This window comes from Ancylobacter pratisalsi (genome assembly GCF_010669125.1).
Lineage (GTDB): Bacteria > Pseudomonadota > Alphaproteobacteria > Rhizobiales > Xanthobacteraceae > Ancylobacter > Ancylobacter pratisalsi.
Map to the genome: position 1 here is coordinate 3,787,270 of NZ_CP048630.1, position 20,344 is coordinate 3,807,613.

Genomic DNA, 20,344 nt, shown 5'->3' on the forward strand with positions numbered 1-20,344 from the left:
CTCGCCGCGAGGCCGGCGGGGGGCGGCCTCGTCCCGCTCGGCCGCAAGCGAGCGGGACTTGGCAAATGTCGGGGTCAGCTCGCCGGCTTCAAAGCACCTTCGAACTTGCGTCCGTCGGTATCTCCGGCGTCGACGTGGATCGCCTTGCCCGAAGGTTCGTAAGAGAACTGGATCGCGGGATCCTCGCTCAGCGAAATGCCGCCGACCATGGAAAACACCAGATCATCGCCCTGCTTGACCTCGATATTGTCGACGAATTTCGCGGGAATATAGAGCCGCGTCACCTGGTCCATCTGCAGCCCCGAATAGTTGGGGTGCCGGATCATGAGCTGAAGCTGTGAAAACCGGCTCGCCTTGGTCGCGTCACCCTGCTTGGTGGGTTCGAGAACCCTCAGCTTCATCTTGCCGATGTTCTGCAGTGCGACCTCTTCGTCCTTCAGCGCCGGAGCCGAGCAGCCGCCCGAGGCCTTGACGAAGCGCTCGCTCATGTGGAGCCCACCATCGCTCAACTCGGCGATGGCGCGGATATACGAATAGGAATTGACCCTGAGCCGGGTGCCGAGTGTCACATCGTGGCGCTCGCCGCCGAAGGTGAAGGTCGCGGCGACAGGGGCGGGGTTCTCGTCGACGATCAGGGTGAGCTTCTTTACGGTCCGAGGGTCGCCCTCGGGCAGGGCAACCTCGATCGTGATCGGCACCATCGCCGCATCCTCGGCCCGGGTCGGGGCATCCAGACGCACCAACGGGCTACTGTCGGCGATCGGCCGTTCACCGAACACGTCGGGCTTCAGCGCGTTCCAGCTTTCTTCGGCGTTCGCCTCTTGCGCTCCGGCCGCGGAAACGGTGAGCGCGGAGAACAGGGCGACGGCGAGGACGAGGCGCAACCGATTGCGCAGGGTGCGCGGCGGGGTGATGTGCGTGGCTTGGCGACGCATGGCTTGGCTCCCGGAAATTCGCCAGGTCGATTTAGCTATCGTCTTCCGCCCGGCTGTTGGGCTCGATCATACGCTTGAACGGCGTGAAATACAGGCACAATGACGCGAGCCGCAAAAGACGCGCGCAGAGGTGCGCGAGCGCGCGCCGTCAAAGCGTGGGTGACTTTGCGGCCGGACTGCGGCAAAAGCGTTTTGACGAGATATCTCGATCTCGTTCGGGGCCGCGGGCCCGGGCTGTGTGGCCCGGCCGGTCGCGGTTCGTGAAACCGCGCGAGGCACAATGACGACGCTTCAGACACCGGCCCTTCTGAGCTTCACCATAGCGATCCTTGTGTTCTTCGCGGGGGCGGGCATTAACCGGGCGATCCCGGTACTGCGTGCCTTCAACATTCCGGAAGCGGTGACAGGCGGCCTTCTGGCGGCGCTGGTCACTCTCATTGCCTATCGCTTCTTCGGCATGGAGATCAGCTTTGCGCTGGAAGCGCGCGACATGCTGCTGCTGTATTTTTTCACCGGCATCGGCCTCAATGCGAAGCTGGACGATCTCATTTCCGGGGGGCGTCCGCTTATCATTCTCCTCGCCCTGACGCTGGTCTATCTGCTGGTTCAGAATCTCATCGCGGCCGCCAGCGTCGCGGTCCTCAGCCTGCCCCAGGGCCTGGCCGTATTTCTCGGTTCCGCATCGCTCATTGGCGGGCACGGCACCACCATCGCCTGGGCGCCGCTGATCTCGGAGCGTTTCAATCTCTCCAATGCGCTGGAGGTTGGCATCGCCACGGCAACACTCGGCCTCGTGGTGGCCAGCCTGGTCGGTGGCCCGATCGCGCGTTATCTGATCACGCGCTACAAGCTCAAGGGGCCGCGCACCGAGGTCGACGTCATCGGCCTGCAGCAGCGGGATAACGAGGCGGCGCACAACGATGTCAGCCATGTGAGCCTGCTGCGCACGGTGCTGGTGCTCAATGTGGCGATTCTGATTGGTTACGCGGTTGACGAGCTGATGGCGGAAGTCGCGCTGAAGCTACCGCTTTTCGTGGTCTGCCTGCTGGTGGCGATCGTGCTGACCAACACGCTGCCGCGTCTCTTCCCGCGCATGGCCTGGCCGACGCGCACCCGCGCCCTGGCGCTGGTCTCCGACCTGTCGCTGAACGTCTTTCTGTCGATGTCGCTCATGAGCATGCAGCTCTGGACGCTGGGTGGGCTGGGCCTGGCGCTGGCGCTGGTTCTGGCGGTGCAGACGGTGGTGGCCGTCGTCTACATCCTTTTCATCGTGTTCCCGGCCATGGGCAGGACCTACGAAGCCGCCGTGATCTCTGCGGGTTTCACCGGTATCAGCCTGGGGGCCACACCGACCGCGATCGCCAACATGACGGCGGTGACGAAAACGCATGGAGCAGCGCCGAGGGCGTTCATTATTTTGCCGCTGGTTTCCGCCTTCTTTATCGATATCGCCAACGCGGCAGTCATTGGCTACCTCGCCCGTTGAGCGGATTTCTGCGTCGATTCGGTCAAGGAACCCGACCATGCTGACACGCCGTTCGCTCCTCTCCTTGCTTGCAACCGCCGTCGCCGCCGTTCCCCTGGGCCTTGCCGCCACCGATGAGGTGGAGGCGCAGGTCGTCATGATGGCGCCGCCGCCGCTCCGGCGCGAACCCCGTCCGGCCGCCCGGCGCGGCTGGGTATGGGTGCCGGGCTACTGGACATGGTCGCGTGGGCGATGGGTGTGGGAGCCCGGCCGTTGGGTTCGCGCCCGTCCGGGCTTCCGCTATGCCGGCCCGAGCTGGGTGCGCCGTCGTGGCGGCTGGGTCTATGTGCCCGGACGCTGGGTGCGCATCTGACCCTGCGGACCTTCGTGGAGCGTGGCGTGTTCCCCGTTCCCACGAGGAGATATCAACGCCTCTCCGGCCGGCGCTGTGTCCGGCCGGAGGGGGCATTCACACGGGGGCGGCGCCGTAAACGCGTTGCGGCGGCGTTGATATGACGTTGTCATAAAAACATAAATCGCCATATTGTGCTGCACATATATATCACTCTATCATGCCGTTGCAGCGGTGGAGGAATGATGTGCTGAAACTGGGTTACAAGGCGTCGGCCGAGCAGTTCGACGCGCGTCAACTGATCGACTTCACCGTTTCGGCGGAGCGCTACGGCTTCGATTCGGTGTTCATCAGCGACCATTTTCAGCCCTGGCGGCATACCGGCGGCCATGCTCCGGCGGCGCTCGCCTGGTTGGGGGCGGCGGGGGCCTCGACCTCGCGCATCGCACTCGGCACCAGCGTTCTCACGCCGACTTTCCGCCACCATCCCTCCATGGTCGCGCAGGCTTTCGGCACGCTCGGCCAGCTTTTTCCGGGGCGGATCATTCTCGGCGTCGGGTCGGGTGAATCTCTGAACGAGGTTCCCGCGACCGGCGCGGCTTGGCCGGAGATGAAGGAACGCTTCGCCCGGCTTCGTGAGGCGGTGCGCCTGATCCGGCAGCTCTGGACCGAGGAGCGTGTGACCTTCGAAGGCGAGTACTACCGCACCGAGCGCGCGACCATCTATGACCGTCCCGAGCAGCCGGTTCCGATCTACATCGCTGGCGCGGGCCCGATGGTGGCGAAGTTCGCCGGGCGGCTCGGCGACGGCTTCATCTGCACCAGCGGCAAGCCGATGGAGCTGTATAGCGAGACCTTGCTGCCTAATGTCGCCGCGGGACTTGAAGCTTCGGAGCGCGCGTCTGACACTTACGATCGCATGATCGAGATGAAGGTTTCCTTCGACACTGACAAGGCGCGCGCTCTGGCGGACACGCGCCTGTGGGCGGCGCTTGCGCTGTCGCCGGAAGAGAAGATGTCGGTGGAAGACCCGCTGCAGATGGAGGCGCTGGCCGATGCGCTGCCGGTGGACCGCGCGGCGCGGCGTTGGATCGTCTCGGACGATCCCGACGAGCATGTCGAGAAGATCCGTCCCTATGTGGAACTGGGTTTCCGCCATCTCGTCTTTCACGCCCCGGGTGAGGATCAGGAGCGCTTCCTGAAGCTCTATTCCGAACAGGTCCTGCCGCGTCTGCGCGCCGCGTTCGGCTGAGCGATGGCCTCGCCCGCCCGCCTCGAACTGATCGCCTTGCCTGGCCTGCCCCTGGTTCGTCCGGGCGACGATCTGGCGGTGCTGGTCAAGGTCGCGCTCGCCCAGGCGGAACTGCAGCTTGTCGCGGGCGACGTGCTGGTCCTGGCGCAGAAGATCGTCTCCAAGGCCGAAGGGCGGCTTGTGCGGCTCGACACCGTCTCGCCCTCGGCGCACGCGAAGGCCGTGGCCGAGGCGGTCGGCAAGGACCCGGCGCTGGTGGAACTGATCCTGTCCGAGAGCCGGCGCGTCGTGCGCCAGCGGCCGGGCGTGCTGATCGTCGAGCACCGGCTCGGTTTCATCATGGCCAATGCGGGCATCGACCAGTCCAATGTCGGGGAGGGGATGGCCCTGCTGCTGCCGGAAGATCCCGACGCCAGCGCCGAGCGTCTGCGCGCATCGCTTGCCTCGTCTGCCGAGATTGGGGTGGTCATCAATGACAGTTTCGGGCGACCTTGGCGGCTGGGCACGGCGGGTGTCGCGATCGGCGCCGCTGGCCTTCCCGCGATTGTGGACCGGCGTGGGGAGGTGGATCTTTTCGGCCGGCCACTTGAAGTGACCATGATCGCCTTCGCCGACGAAATCGCCGCTGCCGCTTCCCTGCTCATGGGCCCGGCTGCAGAAGGCCAGCCGGCGGTGCTGGTGCGGGGCCTCTCCTGGACCGCGCCGGCACACCCCGCGCGTGCGCTGATCCGCGCCGAAGGCGAGGATCTCTTTCGATGAAGGTGGTGGCGATCTCCGGCGGAATCGGCGGGGCGAAGCTTGCCCTTGGCCTCGACCGGGTGCTGCCACCGGGCGCGCTGACGGTGATCGCCAATACCGGAGACGATTTCCGTCATCTGGGCCTGCACATTTCGCCTGATATCGATACGCTGCTCTACACGCTTGCTGGTCTCGACGATCCGGTGCGTGGCTGGGGGCGGCGGGATGAGACCTGGACGTTCATGCAGGCGCTGGAGCGGCTGGGCGGGGAGACATGGTTCCGGCTCGGCGATGGCGATCTCGCCACCCATGTTGAGCGCACCCGCTCGCTGGATGGAGGGGCAACGCTGAGTGCGGTCACGGCGGAACTCGCCGCGCGGCTTGGCATCGGCTCGGCCATTGTGCCGATGAGTGACGCTCCGGTGCGCACGCGGGTTGAAACCGACGAAGGCTGGCTCGATTTCCAGCATTATTTCGTGCGTCGGCAGTGCCAGCCCCGTGTGGTCGCGCTCGCCTTCGAGGGGGCGGCCTCCGCGCGGCCTGCGGCGGCCGCGCTGGCGGCGCTGGCCGATCCTGAACTGGCCGCCATCGTGATCTGCCCGTCCAATCCCTATCTCAGCGTCGACCCCATTCTTTCCGTCCCGGGTATGGCCGAGGCTCTGAGGGCGAGCCCGGCACCGGTGATCGCGGTGTCACCGATCATCAAGGGGCAGGCGGTGAAGGGGCCGACGGCCAAGCTGATGGACGAGATCGGGCTCGTTCCCTCGGCCGCGACGGTGGCGGCGCATTACGGAAGTCTCGTCGATCTTTTCGTCCTGGATGAAGCCGACGCCGGGCTCGATCTCGGCACGCAGATGGCGTGTGTGAGCGCACCCACGCTGATGCGCACCCTCGACGACAAGGTGAACCTCGCGCGCCGCGTGCTGAAGCTTGCGGAACGGGCGACATGAGCGCCGCCGAACCATCGGGTATCTGGGCGGTGGTTCCGGTAAAAAGTTTCGCCGCCGCCAAGCAGCGTCTGGCGGGCGCTTTCTCGCCCCGGCAGCGGCATGCGCTGGTGCGGGCGATGATGCGGGACGTGCTGGTGGCCCTGCGCGCCACGCGCGGGCTGGACGGCATTGTTGTCGTTACCGCCGATCCGGAGGCGGGACTGCTGGCGCGCGAGCATGGGGCGCAGCTTATTTTCGAGCGGGATGTGCTTGGGCTGAACACGGCCGTAGCGGAAGCTGCAGGTCGCCTCGCGGCACAGCGTGTCGGAGGCATGCTGGTGGTGCCCGGCGATGTTCCCATGGCGACGCCGGTTGAGATTTCGGCACTCGTCTCCTCGCATCCGCCGGGGGTTGCCGTGAGCCTGGTGCCCGCGCATGACGGGCAGGGGACCAACGCGCTTCTGGTGTCGCCGCCGGACGTGATGGCCTTCTCCTACGGCCCGCTCAGCTGCGCGCTCCACGTGGCGACCGCCGAGATGCTGACGATCGAGCCGATGGTCCATGATCCTGCGGGCTTCCCTGGCCTGGCGCTCGATATCGATCTGCCGGCGGACATCGAGCGGCTCGGTCGGCTTGCACCCGCCTCCCATACGCGCAGGCTGTTGGAAGCCGAGGGATTGCTGGGCGTGGCGTCCGGGGCGCGGTCGACCGGTTGAATGGAGGAGGCGGCCAATGGCCCATTTTGTTCTGGTCCACGGATCATTCCACGGGTCGTGGTGCTGGCAGCGCCTGATTCCTCTGCTGCGGGCAGGCGGGCATGAGGTGACCGCGCCGGATTTTCCCGGCAGCGGGAAGGATACCGCGCCGCCGGAGAATGCCGACCTCGCAAGCTATGCGACGCGTATCGCGGGAGCGATCGACGAGGTGCGCGGGCCGGTGATCCTCGCCGGCCACAGCATGGGCGGCATTGTCGCCTCGCAGGTGGCCGAGTGGCGCCCGCACCGGATCGCGGCGACGGTGTATATCAACGGGCTAATGCTGCGCCCCGGCGAGAGCCTCGTGAGCTTCCTGGCGGCCCACGCGCATCTGGGCGTCGAGGATCTGGTGCTGAAGAACATGCAGGTGTCGCCGGATGGCGCGACCGCGAGCTTTCCGGCGGCGGCCGCGGGCGAGGTTTTCTACAATTGCTGCCCCCCCGAGGACGCCGCCTGGGCGACGGCGCAATTGCGTCCGCAGCGGCTGAAGATCTACTCCGATCCGCTGGCGCTCACGCCCGCCCGCTTCGGCTCGGTGCGCCGCTTCTATGTCGAAGGGCTGAAGGACAATGCGGTCTCGCTTGCCTATCAGCGATCTATGGCTGACTATACAGCCTGCGAGGAAGTCTTCTCCCTCGACGGCGATCATTCGCCCTTCCTGTCGGCGCCGCAGACGCTCGCCGATCGGCTGGAAGAGGTGGCGCGGCGCACCGTCTGACGGGGGTGGTCGCAAAGCAGGCAGAAAGGTCCGATCTGCCGTGAATATAGGCAAAAATGCGCTCGTGTGACGTATCGAGAGCGACGTTATCCTGAGTTTCTATAAACCAGCACAATTTGGCACAGAACTTGGATTGTTCATCAGCATAGCTTTTGGAGTGCCTGATGTCGTCAATCGCTTTCGTGTCCGTTTTCAAACGCTATGGGGAGGTCGATGCGGTTAAGCAGCTCGACCTGACCTGCGATGCCGGCGAGATGCTCGCGCTGCTCGGCCCCTCGGGCTGTGGCAAGAGCACGACGCTCAAGATGGCGGCGGGCATCGAGGCCGTGTCTTCCGGTGAAATCTATTTCGGCGACCGCCCGGTGTCGCGTCTGGCGCCGGGCGAGCGCAACATCGCCATGGTGTTCGAGGACTACGCTCTCTACCCGAACATGACCGTGTGGGAGAACGTGGCCTTTCCGTTGAAGGTCCGCGGCATCACCGGCCAGCCGGCTTCCGAACGCATTGGCGAGGTGCTTCAGCTTCTCGGTCTGCGGCAGATGGCCGATAGCCCGGTGCGCGGTCTCTCCGGCGGCGCGATGCAGCGCGTCTCCATCGGTCGGGCGCTGGTGCGCGACCCGGAAGTGATCCTGTTCGACGAGCCGCTCTCGCATCTTGATGCCGACCAGAAGGTTCAGCTCCGCGCCGAGATCAAGCGGCTGCAGAAGCTGCGGCAGGTCACCTCCATTCTCGTCACCCATGACCAGACCGAGGCCATCGCCATGGCGGATCGGGTGGCGGTGATGAACCATGGCGTGCTCCAGCAGGTCGGCGCGCCACAGGAACTGTATGAGCGCCCGGCCAACCTTTTCGTGGCGAACTTCATTGGCGAACCGCCGATGAACCTGATGAAGGCCGCGTTCACCGGCGGCGGCCAGGTTGCCGGAGCCGGCTGGGCGGCGACGCTGGAGGCGGCGCGCCTGCCGGTTCTCGACGTGGGCAACGGCGCCATCGTTGCCGGCATCCGCCCGGAGAACATCGCGGTGCAGGCGCCGGACATCGCCGGCGAGGGGCGCGGGACCATCGTCTATCGCGAGCCGCGCGGCGATGCGGACGTGCTCACCGTGGCTCTGGAAGGTCCGGCCGGCGCGGCTGACCGCATCATCGCCGAGGTGCCTGGTCCGTCGCCTTGGCGCGCGGGGGACCGTGTCAGCCTGGGTATCGATGTGGGCAAGCTGCTCATCTTCGATGCAACGAGTGGCCGCAACCGGGAGGCGCTGCAATGAACGGCGCCAGCAACAAGGGCCTCGTGGCCCGTGGCATCGCCAAGAGCTTCGCGCACAAGGTGCTGCACGAGGTCGGCATAGAGGTCGCTCCCGGCGAATTGCTCGCCATCACAGGCCCCTCGGGGGCAGGCAAGACAACATTGGCGCGCATCCTCGCCGGGCTTGAGCGTCCGGACGCGGGCAGCGTCTCGCTGGGCGGGCGGGACCTCGCCGGCGTGCCGCCGGGGCAGCGGCGCGTGGCGCTGATGTTCGAATCCTACGCGCTTTATCCCCACCTCACCGTGCGCGGCAACGCGCTTTCGCCGCTTCAGGCGCCGGGTGGCCGGCTCGATCCGGTCGCCGCGAACCTCCGGGTCGACGAGGTGCTGGAACTGCTGGAGATCAAGCATCTCGGCGAGCGGCTTCCCGGCGCGCTGTCGGGCGGGCAGAAGCAGCGCGTGGCGCTGGCGCGCCTGCTGGTACAGGCGCCCGACCTTTATATGCTCGACGAGCCGATCTCCCATCTCGACGCCAAGCTTCGCCACAAGCTGCGCGGCGAGATCCGCCGCCGCCTGTCGGCGCAGAGCGCCCCCACCATCTGGCTCACGCCGGACGGCATGGAAGCACTTTCGGTCGGCGACCGGGTGGTGGTTCTGGATCAGGGGCGTGTCGAGCAGGTCGGGACGCCCGAGGAAATCTGGCTGAAGCCCGCCAGCGCCCGCGTCGCCAAGCTCCTCGGCGATCCGCCGATGAATCTCATCGACGGCAGCCTGCTGCGCGAGGGCGACACGCTTTATTTCACCCGGCGCGCCATGCGCCTCGCCCTTCCGCCGGCTCTCGCCGCTGCAGCTCTTGGCGCGACGAGCGACGCGCTCATCCTCGGCGTGCGCCCGGAAGTCATCGCCTTCACCGCAACGGACGCGCCGGGAGCGGTGAGCGCGGAGATCTATTCAAACGAGCCTTTCGGCAAGCACGTCATCGTCACGCTCGATCTGGGCGCCCTGCTGGTCAAGGCCAAGACCTCCATGGCTACGGCGTCGGCGCTGGGCGAGGGCGAAGACGAGGGTATCGGCCGAGAGATCGGTATCACCATTCCGGGAGAGGGGCTGGTCCTTTTCGACGGAGCAACGGGCCGGGCGCTGTCCGGCAACTGACGGGCGCATGCTGCGGGCAAATAACAGAGGGAAAGAGCGATGAAGCGTAGATTCTGGTGTTTCGCCGCCGCCTTGGCGGCAACTACGGCACTCACGGCGCCGATGTTCGCCACTCCTGCCACGGCGCAGGATACGAGCTTCTATGCGACGGCGGCGGTGCCCTACAAGGGCACGACCATCCGCGTGCTCGACGAGATCACGCCGCTGCAGGAGACGCTCTCCAAGATCGTGCCGGAGTTCGAGAAGGAAACCGGCATCAAGGTGGAGTGGGAGCTGCTGAACCACTTCGAGGTCATCAACAAGGGCCAGGCCGACATGCTGTCGGGTCGTGGCCACTATGACGCGATCATGCTGCACGGCGCCCAGCTCGGCCCGATGCTGTCCGCCGAAGCGATCATGCCGCTCGACAAGTTCGTGGCCGATCCGAAGCTGAGCGATCCCGGCCTCAACGCCGCGGACTTCATCGCCACGCCCTACAAGACCACCGCCTTCTTCGATGGCAAGCAGTACGGCTTCATCAACTGGAACTACAACCACGTCTACTGGGCCCGCGAAGACCTTCTGAGCAACCCGGAAGAGATGAAGGCGTTCAAGGCCAAGTATGGCTACGATCTCGGCCCGGCCAAGACGATCGAGCAGATGCGCGACATCGCCGAGTTCTTCACCCGCAAGAAGGGTGAGAAGCTGGCCGGCAAGCCGCTCGAAAGCGATTTCTACGGGATCGTGCTCGAAGGCATCAAGGGTGGTTCGACCTTCTCGAACCTCTGGGTGAACTTCATCGAGAACTACGGCGGCGAACTGATCGACGACAAGGGCATGCCGGCCTTCGACAGCCCCGAGACCGTGGCCGCGCTCAAGATGTGGCGTGAACTGTGGACCTTCGCCCCGCCCGGCATCGCCGAGTACTCGCTGGTCGACGTGCCCACCGTCATGGGCAACGGCATTGCCGCCCAGTCCCTCGCCTGGTCGGACTTCGTTCTCGGCATCGACAAGCCGGGCGTGTCGCCTTACGCGGGCAAATTCATCTACGCCCCGATCCCGGCCAAGGCCGGCAATGAGGCGCATCGCCACGCCGACGCCGAGCCGTCGGTGACCGTGATCAACGCGGCCAGCGAGCATCCCGAAGCGACCTTCCTGTTCCTGGAGTGGCTCGCCTCGAAGAAGCAGCAGGACAAGCTGATCGAGATGGGTCAGGGCGGCGTTCCGATCCGCGAGAGCTCCTGGGCACTTCCCGCGATCAAGGACAGCAGCAACCCGACGCTGTTCGCTGCGATGAAGTCGTCGCTCGACGTCGCGACGGCCCGTCCGAAGATGGAGAAGTATCCGGAGATCATCGACGCCATGAGCGGCATCGCTCAGGAGGTCGGTCTCGGCCAGATGACGCCCGAAGAGGGCGCCAAGGCCGGTCAGGCCGCGCTCGAAAAGCTCTGCGGCGGCAAGTCCTGCACGCTCGCCGAGTGATGTCCGGCACCTGACGGGGCGTTCGCGCCCCGTCCACATCATATCCGCCGGCCGGTTTCCCATCGGCTGGCGGCCCTCTCGAACCGTCACGGAGAGACACCAATGTCGGCGACGACGGAGGCGGCCCCCGCACATGCGCCCAAGGCGTCTGCGCTACGCGAGAGCGCCTGGTATCCCTATATCCTGATCGCTCCGTCGATGATCACGCTGGTGGTCGTCTCGCTGGTGCCGTTCATCTACGCCATCTATCTGAGCTTCCATCAGGCGAAGTTCGGCCGGGTGCGTGACTTCATCTGGTTCGACAATTACGCGACCCTCTTGTCCGACGAGCGGTTCTGGAACTCGATCGGGGTCGCCGCGACCTTCGTGTTCATCGCCGTACCGATCGAGTTCATGCTCGGCCTGGTCGGGGCGCTGGTGCTGAACCAGAACGTGCGCGGGCGTTCGGTGCTGGTGCCGCTTCTGTTCATGCCGACCATGATGGCGCCGATCGTCGTCGGGCTGTTGTGGAAGATCATGCTCGCCGGTTCGTGGGGGTTCTTCTCCTACAACGTGCTCGAGCGCTTCAACATCCTGACCGACACCTCGATCTTCGCTTCGCCCGACCTCGCGCTCTACGCGCTGATCTTCGTCGATATCTGGCAGTGGACGCCGTTCATGATGCTGGCCTTCTTCGCCGGTCTTCAGGCGCTCCCGCTCGGACCCTATCGCGCGGCGGCGGTGGATGGGGCGAACCCGCTGCAGATCTTCTTCCACATCACCCTGCCGATGATGACGCCGCTTCTCGCCGTGATCGGCCTGCTGCGCTTCATCGACGCCTTCAAGGTGTTCGACACCATCTACATCCTGACCAATGGCGGGCCGGGCACGACGACCGAGACGCCCTCGATCCTCGCCAACAAGATGACCTTCGAATTCTGGAACATCGGCGAGGCGTCGGCGCTGGCCGTCCTGGTCTGGATCGCCTTTTTCGCCTTCTGCACAATTTTCTATCAGGTCGCCAAGAAGCGCCTGAACGCCTTCTGAGGGGAGGATAACCATGGCCGAAGCTGTGAGCCGTCCCGAAGGGTCGCGCGGCCTGTTCTGGACCTCGATCGTCGTGGTCTACGCCGCCATCGTGCTGTTCCCCATCTTCTGGATGGCGACCATGATGGTGAAACCCAACGACGCCATGTTCGCGCGCCCGACGCAGTGGCTGTTCGTGCCCACGCTCGATCACTTCAGCTATGTGATCGAACAGGGTTTCCACTGGAGCCTGCTGACCTCGTTCGTGCTGTGCTCGATCTCCACCCTGCTGGTGGTGATCATCGGCACGCCGGCGGCCTATGCCTTCGCGCGCTTCGAGATGAAGGGGAAGGACGATCTGTTCCTGTTCATCCTCGGCTCGCGCATGGCGCCGCCGGTCTGTCTGGTGATCCCGTTCTACCTCATCTATTCCAAGGTCGGCCTGCTCGACAGCTTCCTCGGCCTGACGCTGGCCTACATGACCTTCAACCTCTCCTTCTATGTGTGGGTGCTGCGCTCCTTCTGCCGCGACCTGCCGGTGGAACTGGAGGAGGCCGCCGCGCTTGAGGGCTGGTCGAAGGTTCAGGTGTTCCGCCGTGTGGTGTTCCCGCTGCTGCGCAATGGCATCGTGGCGACCAGCGTGTTGTGCTTCATCTTCGCGTGGAACGAATTCCTGTTCGCCTTCATGCTCGGCGGCAATTCGGTGACGACGCTGCCGGTCTCGATCCCCAAGCTCATCACCAGCCAGGGCGTGCGCTGGGGCGAGATGGCGGTGGTCGGCATGACCGCGCTGGTGCCGGTGCTGATTGTCGTCTTCATCCTGCAACGCCATATCGTGCGCGGGCTCACGCTCGGCGCGGTCAAGGGCTGAGGGCGCGTGATGAGCGAGCATTACCTGCCGGCCGAACCGGGCACCGTGAACTGGGGCCAGTGGGACGCGAGCCTCAAGCCCGCGCTCACCATCCGCTCCGGCGACACCGTCGTCATCGACACGCTGTCGGGCGAGCCGGAGGACATACCCGACCCCGCACTCGGCTTCACCCTCGTGCCGGGCCAGCAGGAGGTGTTTGACGCCACCTTCCGCGGACCCGGACCGCATCTGCTCACCGGCCCGATCTTCGTCGAGGGCGCGGAGCCGGGCGATGTGCTGGAGGTGCGGCTGAAGGCCATCTCGTTCCGCGCCGATTGGGGCTGGAACATCCAGATGCCTTTTCTCGGCACGCTTCCCGAGGACTTCCCGAACCTGCGGCGCATCCATATCGGCGTGGATGGCGCACGCGGCGTGGCGAGGATGCCCTGGGGGCAGGAACTGCCGCTCGACCCGTTCTTCGGCAATTTCGGCGTGGCACCGGCACCCGAATGGGGCCGGCTCTCCTCCACCGAGCCGCGTGTCTTCGGCGGCAACATGGACAACAAGGAACTGGGTGTCGGCACCACGACCTATTTCCCGGTCTTCGCGCCCGGCGCGCTGTTCTCGGTCGGTGACGGACACGGGCGGCAGGGCGACGGCGAGGTCTGCCTCACCGCCATCGAGACGGCGCTCACCGGGACGTTCGAGTTTCACCTGCGCAAGGACATGACACTCACCACGCCGCGCGCCGAAAAGCCCGATGCGTGGATCACCATGGGCTTCGATCCCGACCTCGACGATGCCGCCAAGCTGGCGCTGCGCGACATGATCGTGCTGGTTCGCGAACAGTCGGGCCTCTCGGCGCAGGATGCCTACACGCTGTGCTCGCTGTGTGCGGATCTGCGCGTGACCCAGACCGTCGACGGCAACAAGGGCATACATTGCGTGCTGCCGAAACAGTTCCTTCCCTTGCGCTGAAAGGCCTCTGCCATGAGCAAGACCCGTTTCGGCATCTTCATGCCGCCATGGAACTCGCCGCCGACGCAGAACATCACGACCTCGCTGCAGCGAAATCTGGAGACCATCCAGTGGGTCGACGCGCTTGGCTATGACGAGGCCTGGGTGGGCGAGCATCACTCGGCGGGCAGCGAGATCATCGCCGACCCGATGGTGTTCCTCGCCTATGTCGCGGCGCAGACCCGCTCCATCAAGCTCGGCACCGGCATCGTGCCGCTGCCCTACCACAATCCCTACCACGTCGCGGATCGGATGATCCTGCTGGATCACCTGATGCGCGGTCGCTTCATGGCGGGCTTCGGCCCCGGCGGCCTGCCCAGCGATGCGGCGATGTTCGGGCTGGAGCCGGCAGCGCTGCGCCCCGCGCTCGACCATGATCTCGGCGTGCTGATGAAGCTGCTCACCACCACCGAGCCGGTGAGCGCCAAGACCGACCGCTACGAGCTGGTCAACGCCTTCTGCCAGGTCGCGCCCTACACCGACCCGGTGTTCGACGTCTGCGTCGCCGCGACCCGCTCGGAGGCCGGCCCGCGCATCGCCGGCAAGCACGGCCTCGGTCTGCTCTCCACCGGCGTCATCTCGCCCAAGGTGGGTAGCCCCGCACCCCCGCTGCACTGGGACGCCTACGCCGAGGAAGCGCTCAAGGCCGGCCACACGCCGGACCCCAGCCGCTGGCGCCTTGTGGTCAACGTGCATGTCGCCGAGACCCGCGAGCAGGCGATCGAGGACATGCGCCACGGCTTCGATGCCTTCTGCGAATACACCCAGAAGACCATCGCCATGCCTTCCATCACCGCGGTGGGGGAGACTTTCGAGGAGCGCATCGCCTGGATGAACGAGACCGGCATCGGCGTCATCGGCACGCCGGACGATGCGGTGGCGTTTCTCCAGCGGCTCGCCGACCGCGCGGGCGAATTTGGCTGCTTCCTTATGCTGGCGCATGATTGGGCCAACAGGGAAGCCACCATGCGGCACTACGAGCTGTTCGCCCGCCATGTCGTCCCGCATTTCCAGCCGACGCGGGCGCGTCTGCTCGCCGCCGAGCGCCACGCCCGCGAACGCCACACCACCGATCTCGCCAAGCATACGGTGGCGATCAACGCCTGGCTGCCGCCCGAGCAGCAGCTTCCGCCGCAGAACTGAGTACCGGAGCGACCGATGTCCGCCATCACGGCCCACAAGGATCCCAAGCTTCCGCCCGCGGTCCAGCTCCCGGAGGGGCCGGACTGGGTGAATTCCCTCACGCTGTTCGATGCCCATGTCGCCGAGACGCTGGTCGCGGTGGTGCGCACGCTCTATCCCCATGAAGGGCTGCCAGAGCGGGTCTACCGCCGCACCGTGTTCCAGTTCGACACCATGGCGGCGAAGGCGCCGGGCGCGGCGCAGACCTTCGCCGAGCTGATCGACCTTCTGGACGGGGCGACCTCGCTGCCATTCATCGAGCTGACCGAAAGCTACCGGGTGCGGGCACTGAAGGGCATCGAGGAGAGCACGGCCTTCCGGCTGGTGCAGCGCTCGGCCGTGCGCTTCCTCTATGACGACATCGAGGTGTGGCAGGCCTTCGGCTATGAGGGCGCCTCGGTCCAGCTCGGCGGTTACGTCAATCGCGGCTTCAACGATCTCGACTGGCTGCCCGATCCGCCGCCCGGCGTCTGATCGAGCAAAGCCAGCCTACCGAATGCGGAGCGACCACTCATGACGTCCTATCAACTCGACGACGACGGCGTCGTCGTCATCATCGGTTCCGGCGCGGGCGGGGGAACGCTCGCCAACGAACTGGCCCAGCGCGGCATCGAAGTGGTGCTGCTGGAGGCGGGCAAGCACCTGACCGCTGACGATTTCGTCAATGACGAGTGGGGCGGCTACGAAATGCTGTCCTGGCTCGACAAGCGCACCTCGTCGGGCACTTGGCGCGTCGCCAAGGATCACCCGCTCACCCCGAGCTGGAGCTGCCAGGTCGTCGGCGGCACCACGACCCACTGGTCGGCCTGCTGCTATCGTTTCATCGAGGACGAGCTGCGCGCCCGCACGGTCTATGGCGAGGTGCCCGGCACCAGCCTGATCGATTGGCCCATCACGCTGGCGGATCTCGATCCCTATTACGACCTCGCCGAGGCCAAGATGGGCGTGACCCGCACCAACGGGCTGCCCGGCCTGCCGGCGAACAACAATTTCAAGGTGATGTATGCCGGCGCCAAGGCGCTGGGGCTTAACGTCTCCACCGGCCGGCATGCCATCAATTCGGTGCCCTATGACGGTCGCCCGGCGACGATCCAGGACGGCTTCACCATCACCGGCGACAAGACCGGCTCGCGCTGGTCGACGCTGAATGTGGAAATCCCGCGCGGCCTTGCCACCGGCAAGCTGGAGCTGCGTTCGAGCGCGCGTGCGGTGCAGATCGAGCATGACGGCGCTGGCAAGGCGTCGGCGGTTGTGTATGTCGACGCCGCTGGGGTGACGCATCGCCAGAAGGCGCGCGCGGTGGTGCTGGCCGGCAACTGCGTGGAATCCTCCCGCCTGCTGCTGCATTCCAAGAGCGGGCGCTTCCCCGACGGCCTCGCCAATGGCTACGGCCATGTCGGCCGGCATTATCTGCGCCACCTTATCCAGACCGTGTGGTCGGTGTTCGACAAGCCGGTCCACATGCATCGCGGCGAGATCATGGGCGGCATGATCGATGATTTCGTGCGCCACGATCCCGCGCGCGGCTTCGCCGGCGGCTACTACATCGAGATGAACTCGATGGGCCTGCCCACCACCGCCGCCTTCATGGATCCGGGCTGGTGGGGCCGCGACTTCGCCTCGGTGATCGAGCAATACGCCAACATGGCGGGCATCTTCATGTCTGGCGAGGACATGCCCCAGGCCGGCAACCGGGTGACGCTGACCGACGAGGTCGATGCCTATGGCGTGCCGGTCGCCAACATTCACTACGACGACCACCCCAATGACCTGAAGATGCGGGTGCACGGCTACAAGACGCTGACCTCGATCCACAAGGCCGCCGGGGCCAAGCGTTCGGTGGAGGCGCCGGCCTATCCCGCCAGCCACAATCTCGGCTCGAACCGCATGAGCGCCCGGCCCGAGGACGGTGTGCTCGACGGGAACGCGCGGGCGTGGGAGGTGCCGAACCTGTTCATCGCCGACGGTTCCAACTTCGCCACCGGCGGCGCCTGCAACCCGACGCTGACCATCGTCGCGCTGGCGATCCGCCAGGCCGACTTCATCGCCGGGCAAATGAGCGCGGGCGAACTCTGAACGTCGTCGCGACAGGCTTGCCAGTCGGTCCGAGTGCGAATACCCGATCGGCCCCGGTTCATGCCGGGGCCTTTCTCATGAGGTGCGATGGTGCGTGACGGCTTTACCGAACCGACGCTGGATTACTGGCAGGAACTGACCGACGCCGTGCCGGCGCGCTTCTCCGCCACCGCACCGCATCGCTTTGGCTATCCGGTGCGGCTGCCGGACGGGCGCGTGCTGGTGCTGCCGCTGCGTGCCCTGCCGGACGGCACCCACGCCGTTGCCTCGCTGATCGCCAATCAGGCCTCCCACGTCGTCGTCGCCGCGCTCGCCGATGCGATGGCCCATGAGGCGGGAGAGCTTGGCGGGGATGTCGTGGTCGGGCTGCCGACGCTCGGCCTGTCCTTCGCCGCGCTGGTGGCGGAGCGGCTGGGCCAGCGGCGCTATGTGCCGCTCGGCTACTCGAAGAAGTTCTGGTACGCGGACGCGCTTTCCGAGCCGGTTTCCTCCATCACCTCGCCGGAAGCCGGCAAGCGGTTGCAGCTGGATCCGAACCTGCTGCCGCTCATCGAGGGGCGGCGCGTGGTGCTGGTCGACGATGCCATTTCCAGCGGCGCGACCGCGCTCGCCTCCTGCCGGCTCATGCAGCGCGCGGGGGCCGAGGTCGCTGGCATGGTGGTGGCGATGAAGCAGACCAGTCGCTGGGCGTCCGGCATGGCCGGCGTGCTGGCGCCGGAACGGGTCCGCGCCGTCTATGGTTGCCCGCGCTTCACCCTGCTCGCGGATGGCTGGTGGCCGGACGAGGCCACCCTGCCGGCCATTCCCTAACCCCTCGCTGCCGAGATCGCCTCCCACACCCGCGCCGGAGTGAGGGGCATGTCGAGATGATCGATGCCGAGCGAACTCAACGCGTCCACCACCGCGTTGACGAAGGCCGGCGGCGCGCCGATCGCGCCGGCCTCTCCCGCCCCCTTGATTCCGAGCGGGTTGGTGGTGCACGGCGTGTTCTGCGTCGCGACATCGAAGAAGGGCAGGTCGTCCGCGCGCGGCAGGCCGTAATCCATGAACGAGCCCGACAGCATCTGCCCGGTCTCGGGATCGTATACCGTGCGCTCCATCATCGCCTGGCCGATGCCCTGCGCGATGCCGCCATGGATCTGTCCGCTGAGCACCAGCGGGTTGAGTGTGCGGCCGAAATCGTCGACCACGGTATAGCGTTCGACCTTGATCATGCCGGTGTCGGGGTCGATGGCGACCTCGCAGACATGGGCGCCGTTCGGGAATGTGCCGGCAAGCTGCTCGAAATCGCCGACCCCCTCCAGCCCGCCCAGCTTCGCCGCGAGGTCAAGCAGGCCGACATGGCGGTTGGTGCCCGGCACGCGGAACACGCCGTCATCGAAGGCCAGCTCGCGCGTGTCGACCTCCAGCATCTGCGCCGCCGCCTCGCTCGCCTTGGCGAGCACGGCGCGGTTGGCGAGGCGGATCGCGCCGCCGCCATGGACCATGGAACGCGAGGCGACCGTGCCGCCGGCGGAGGGGATCGGCTGGTCGGTGTCGCCGGTCTTCACCACGATGCGCGAGGGATCGATGCCGAGCGTTTCGGCGGTCATCTGAACATAAGTGGTCTCGTGGCCCTGTCCGGTGGACTGGGTGCCGACATGCACCGTCACCCGCCCGTCGGCGCTGATCTCAACCGCCGCGCCTTCCTTGCCGGGCACGCCGGTGCGCTCGATGTAATAGGCGAGGCCGATGCCGCGCAGCTTGCCGTCGTCCTGCGCGCGGCGGGCGGCGAAGCCGTCCCAGTCGGCGGCCTTCATGCCGGCATGCATCACATTGGCGAAGTCGCCGGAATCATAGACGACGCCGGTCGCGGTGGTGTGGGGCATCTCCTGCGGCGTGATCATGTTGATCTCGCGCAGAACGGCCGGCGTCATGCCGAGCTCGCGCGCCGCCTTGTCCACCAGCCGCTCGATGAGATAGGCGGCCTCGGGCCGGCCAGCGCCGCGATAGGCGTCCATCGGCGCGTTGTTGGTGTAGGCGATGCGCACATCGGTGGCGACCACCGGGATGCGGTAGACGCCGGGCGCCATCGGCGGGCCGGAAAGGGTGGGGCAGTACACGCCGAAGGCCGACAGCGCGCCACCCGAACTCGCCAGCGTCTCGATCTTCAGCGCGGTGAAGCGGCCCTTGCCGTCGAGGCCGAGCTTGGCGGTGGAGTAATTGTCGCGCCCCTGCGTGTCGGACAGGAATGCCTCGGCGCGGCTGGACTGCCAGCGCACCGGCCGTTCCAGCTTGCGCGCGGCATAGAGCACCAGCGCCTGCTCGGGGTAGGGCACCGCCTTCATGCCGAAGCCGCCCCCGACATCGGGGGTGATGACGCGCAGCTTGGCCGCCGGCAGCCCGAACACGGCCTCGAACAGCCAGTCGCGCAGCATGTGGCTGCCCTGGGTGCCGGAAACCAGCGTGAACTGCCCATCCGCCGCGTCATACAGGCCAATGGCGTTGCGCGGTTCCATGGAGGCGACCACGATGCGGTTATTGACGAGCTGAAGTTCGACGATGCGTTCGGCGGCCGCGAGCGCGGCATCCGCCTCGTCGAGATCGCCGAGGGTCCAATGCAGGGCGAGATTGCCTGGCGCTTCCTCGAACAGCTGCGGTGCGCCGTCGGCCAGCGCCGCGGCGGGCTCCACCACGGCCGGCAGGTCCTCTATGTCGAGCATCACCTGTTCGGCCGCCTCAAGGGCGGCGAGGGCGGAAGTCGCGACCACCAGGGCGACGGGCTCGCCGAGATAGCGCACCTTGCCGCGCGCGAGCAGCGTGTGGTCGGGCAGCGGCATTTGTCCGCCTTCCGCGTGGTCGAGCACGATGACAACGGGCAGGCTGCCAATGCCATCGGCCGCGAGATCGTCCGCGGTGTAGACCGCGAGCACGTCTTCCCGCGCCCGCGCATCCTCGGTGTCGATGCCTCTGATCACGCCATGGGCGACCGGTGCGCGCACGATGGCGGCGTGAAGCTCGCCCTCGTAGCGATGGTCGTCGGTATAGGTTCCGGTACCGGTGATGAACCTCAGGTCTTCCACGCGGCGGAAGGGCTGTCCGAGACCGAACTTCATCGCTTGCACTCCTGGCCCGAACCGGGGTCGCAGACCCTGCGATAGCCCGCGCCCTTGCGAATGTTTCTATTTGTGCAAAGATCAGCACATATCGTTTGATAAGCTCGATAATCGAA

19 protein-coding genes are annotated in these 20,344 nt (G+C 66.3%); 17 read left to right on the forward strand and 2 right to left on the reverse strand.

Going from position 1 to position 20,344, the window contains the following annotated elements; all coding sequences use genetic code 11:
• Positions 1–74: 74 nt before the first annotated feature.
• Positions 75–935, reverse strand: coding sequence for a quinoprotein dehydrogenase-associated SoxYZ-like carrier (locus G3A50_RS17755; protein WP_246251835.1), 861 nt, complete (start codon positions 933–935; stop codon positions 75–77).
• Between the two features lie 280 nt (positions 936–1,215).
• Between G3A50_RS17755 and gltS the strand changes: the two genes are divergently transcribed.
• The 17 genes from gltS to G3A50_RS17840 all read left to right on the forward strand — a co-directional run bounded on the left by gltS (position 1,216) and on the right by G3A50_RS17840 (position 17,943).
• Positions 1,216–2,421, forward strand: a complete 1,206-nt coding sequence (gltS, locus tag G3A50_RS17760) for a sodium/glutamate symporter (RefSeq protein WP_163076487.1) — start codon at positions 1,216–1,218, stop codon at positions 2,419–2,421.
• A gap of 37 nt (positions 2,422–2,458) precedes the next feature.
• On the forward strand, positions 2,459–2,773 hold the full coding sequence (locus G3A50_RS17765) for a YXWGXW repeat-containing protein (RefSeq protein WP_163076488.1): 315 nt from the start codon (positions 2,459–2,461) through the stop codon (positions 2,771–2,773).
• Positions 2,774–2,999: 226 nt separating this feature from the next.
• Complete coding sequence (gene fgd / locus G3A50_RS17770; RefSeq protein WP_163076489.1) at positions 3,000–4,004, forward strand: glucose-6-phosphate dehydrogenase (coenzyme-F420); 1,005 nt, start codon at positions 3,000–3,002, stop codon at positions 4,002–4,004.
• A 3-nt stretch (positions 4,005–4,007) separates the two neighbouring features.
• Positions 4,008–4,763 carry a coenzyme F420-0:L-glutamate ligase gene (gene cofE / locus G3A50_RS17775; protein WP_163076490.1) on the forward strand — a complete coding sequence of 252 codons (756 nt, stop codon included), beginning with the start codon at positions 4,008–4,010 and terminating at the stop codon, positions 4,761–4,763.
• Positions 4,760–5,692 (forward strand): 2-phospho-L-lactate transferase, encoded by a 933-nt coding sequence (gene cofD / locus G3A50_RS17780; protein WP_163076491.1) that lies wholly within the window; start codon positions 4,760–4,762, stop codon positions 5,690–5,692. The genes cofE and cofD overlap by 4 nt, the downstream gene beginning before the upstream one ends.
• Positions 5,689–6,387 (forward strand): 2-phospho-L-lactate guanylyltransferase, encoded by a 699-nt coding sequence (gene cofC / locus G3A50_RS17785; protein ID WP_163076492.1) that lies wholly within the window; start codon positions 5,689–5,691, stop codon positions 6,385–6,387. Before cofD ends, cofC begins: the two co-directional genes overlap by 4 nt.
• 16 nt (positions 6,388–6,403) lie before the next feature.
• Positions 6,404–7,144, forward strand: coding sequence for an alpha/beta fold hydrolase (locus tag G3A50_RS17790; protein ID WP_163076493.1), 741 nt, complete (start codon positions 6,404–6,406; stop codon positions 7,142–7,144).
• Between the two features lie 164 nt (positions 7,145–7,308).
• Entirely contained in the window at positions 7,309–8,409 is a 1,101-nt protein-coding gene (locus tag G3A50_RS17795; protein WP_163076494.1) for an ABC transporter ATP-binding protein, read from the forward strand.
• Positions 8,406–9,542: an ABC transporter ATP-binding protein gene (locus G3A50_RS17800; protein ID WP_163076495.1), complete on the forward strand. Its 1,137-nt coding sequence runs from the start codon at positions 8,406–8,408 to the stop codon at positions 9,540–9,542. Before G3A50_RS17795 ends, G3A50_RS17800 begins: the two co-directional genes overlap by 4 nt.
• Positions 9,543–9,581: 39 nt before the next feature.
• A complete protein-coding gene (locus tag G3A50_RS17805) occupies positions 9,582–11,003 on the forward strand; it encodes an extracellular solute-binding protein (RefSeq protein ID WP_163076496.1) in 1,422 nt (473 codons plus the stop codon).
• Positions 11,004–11,105: 102 nt separating this feature from the next.
• Positions 11,106–12,029 (forward strand): carbohydrate ABC transporter permease, encoded by a 924-nt coding sequence (locus G3A50_RS17810; protein ID WP_246251838.1) that lies wholly within the window; start codon positions 11,106–11,108, stop codon positions 12,027–12,029.
• A gap of 13 nt (positions 12,030–12,042) precedes the next feature.
• On the forward strand, positions 12,043–12,879 hold the full coding sequence (locus tag G3A50_RS17815) for a carbohydrate ABC transporter permease (protein WP_163076497.1): 837 nt from the start codon (positions 12,043–12,045) through the stop codon (positions 12,877–12,879).
• A 9-nt stretch (positions 12,880–12,888) separates the two neighbouring features.
• Positions 12,889–13,836 (forward strand): acetamidase/formamidase family protein, encoded by a 948-nt coding sequence (locus tag G3A50_RS17820; RefSeq protein ID WP_163076498.1) that lies wholly within the window; start codon positions 12,889–12,891, stop codon positions 13,834–13,836.
• Positions 13,837–13,848: 12 nt separating this feature from the next.
• Entirely contained in the window at positions 13,849–15,018 is a 1,170-nt protein-coding gene (locus G3A50_RS17825) for an LLM class flavin-dependent oxidoreductase (RefSeq protein ID WP_163076499.1), read from the forward strand.
• Positions 15,019–15,033: 15 nt separating this feature from the next.
• Entirely contained in the window at positions 15,034–15,531 is a 498-nt protein-coding gene (locus G3A50_RS17830) for a hypothetical protein (RefSeq protein ID WP_163076500.1), read from the forward strand.
• A gap of 39 nt (positions 15,532–15,570) precedes the next feature.
• Positions 15,571–17,133, forward strand: a complete 1,563-nt coding sequence (locus G3A50_RS17835; protein ID WP_163076501.1) for a GMC family oxidoreductase — start codon at positions 15,571–15,573, stop codon at positions 17,131–17,133.
• Between the two features lie 87 nt (positions 17,134–17,220).
• A complete protein-coding gene (locus tag G3A50_RS17840) occupies positions 17,221–17,943 on the forward strand; it encodes a phosphoribosyltransferase (RefSeq protein ID WP_246251841.1) in 723 nt (240 codons plus the stop codon).
• Here the strand turns inward: G3A50_RS17840 and G3A50_RS17845 are convergent.
• Positions 17,940–20,228: a xanthine dehydrogenase family protein molybdopterin-binding subunit gene (locus tag G3A50_RS17845; protein WP_163076502.1), complete on the reverse strand. Its 2,289-nt coding sequence runs from the start codon at positions 20,226–20,228 to the stop codon at positions 17,940–17,942. The two genes, G3A50_RS17840 and G3A50_RS17845, sit on opposite strands and share 4 nt — an antisense overlap.
• Between the last annotated feature and the right edge of the window lie 116 nt (positions 20,229–20,344).

Excerpts from the sequence above, each read along its gene's own strand:
- G3A50_RS17755 (WP_246251835.1), bottom strand. The coding sequence starts at position 935 with ATGCGTCGCCAAGCCACGCACATCACCCCGCCGCGCACCCTGCGCAAT.
- gltS (WP_163076487.1), top strand. The coding sequence starts at position 1,216 with ATGACGACGCTTCAGACACCGGCCCTTCTGAGCTTCACCATAGCGATC.
- G3A50_RS17765 (WP_163076488.1), top strand. The coding sequence starts at position 2,459 with ATGCTGACACGCCGTTCGCTCCTCTCCTTGCTTGCAACCGCCGTCGCC.
- cofE (WP_163076490.1), top strand. The coding sequence starts at position 4,008 with ATGGCCTCGCCCGCCCGCCTCGAACTGATCGCCTTGCCTGGCCTGCCC.
- cofD (WP_163076491.1), top strand. The coding sequence starts at position 4,760 with ATGAAGGTGGTGGCGATCTCCGGCGGAATCGGCGGGGCGAAGCTTGCC.
- cofC (WP_163076492.1), top strand. The coding sequence starts at position 5,689 with ATGAGCGCCGCCGAACCATCGGGTATCTGGGCGGTGGTTCCGGTAAAA.
- G3A50_RS17790 (WP_163076493.1), top strand. The coding sequence starts at position 6,404 with ATGGCCCATTTTGTTCTGGTCCACGGATCATTCCACGGGTCGTGGTGC.
- G3A50_RS17795 (WP_163076494.1), top strand. The coding sequence starts at position 7,309 with ATGTCGTCAATCGCTTTCGTGTCCGTTTTCAAACGCTATGGGGAGGTC.
- G3A50_RS17800 (WP_163076495.1), top strand. The coding sequence starts at position 8,406 with ATGAACGGCGCCAGCAACAAGGGCCTCGTGGCCCGTGGCATCGCCAAG.
- G3A50_RS17805 (WP_163076496.1), top strand. The coding sequence starts at position 9,582 with ATGAAGCGTAGATTCTGGTGTTTCGCCGCCGCCTTGGCGGCAACTACG.
- G3A50_RS17810 (WP_246251838.1), top strand. The coding sequence starts at position 11,106 with ATGTCGGCGACGACGGAGGCGGCCCCCGCACATGCGCCCAAGGCGTCT.
- G3A50_RS17815 (WP_163076497.1), top strand. The coding sequence starts at position 12,043 with ATGGCCGAAGCTGTGAGCCGTCCCGAAGGGTCGCGCGGCCTGTTCTGG.
- G3A50_RS17820 (WP_163076498.1), top strand. The coding sequence starts at position 12,889 with ATGAGCGAGCATTACCTGCCGGCCGAACCGGGCACCGTGAACTGGGGC.
- G3A50_RS17825 (WP_163076499.1), top strand. The coding sequence starts at position 13,849 with ATGAGCAAGACCCGTTTCGGCATCTTCATGCCGCCATGGAACTCGCCG.
- G3A50_RS17830 (WP_163076500.1), top strand. The coding sequence starts at position 15,034 with ATGTCCGCCATCACGGCCCACAAGGATCCCAAGCTTCCGCCCGCGGTC.
- G3A50_RS17835 (WP_163076501.1), top strand. The coding sequence starts at position 15,571 with ATGACGTCCTATCAACTCGACGACGACGGCGTCGTCGTCATCATCGGT.
- G3A50_RS17840 (WP_246251841.1), top strand. The coding sequence starts at position 17,221 with ATGGTGCGTGACGGCTTTACCGAACCGACGCTGGATTACTGGCAGGAA.
- G3A50_RS17845 (WP_163076502.1), bottom strand. The coding sequence starts at position 20,228 with ATGAAGTTCGGTCTCGGACAGCCCTTCCGCCGCGTGGAAGACCTGAGG.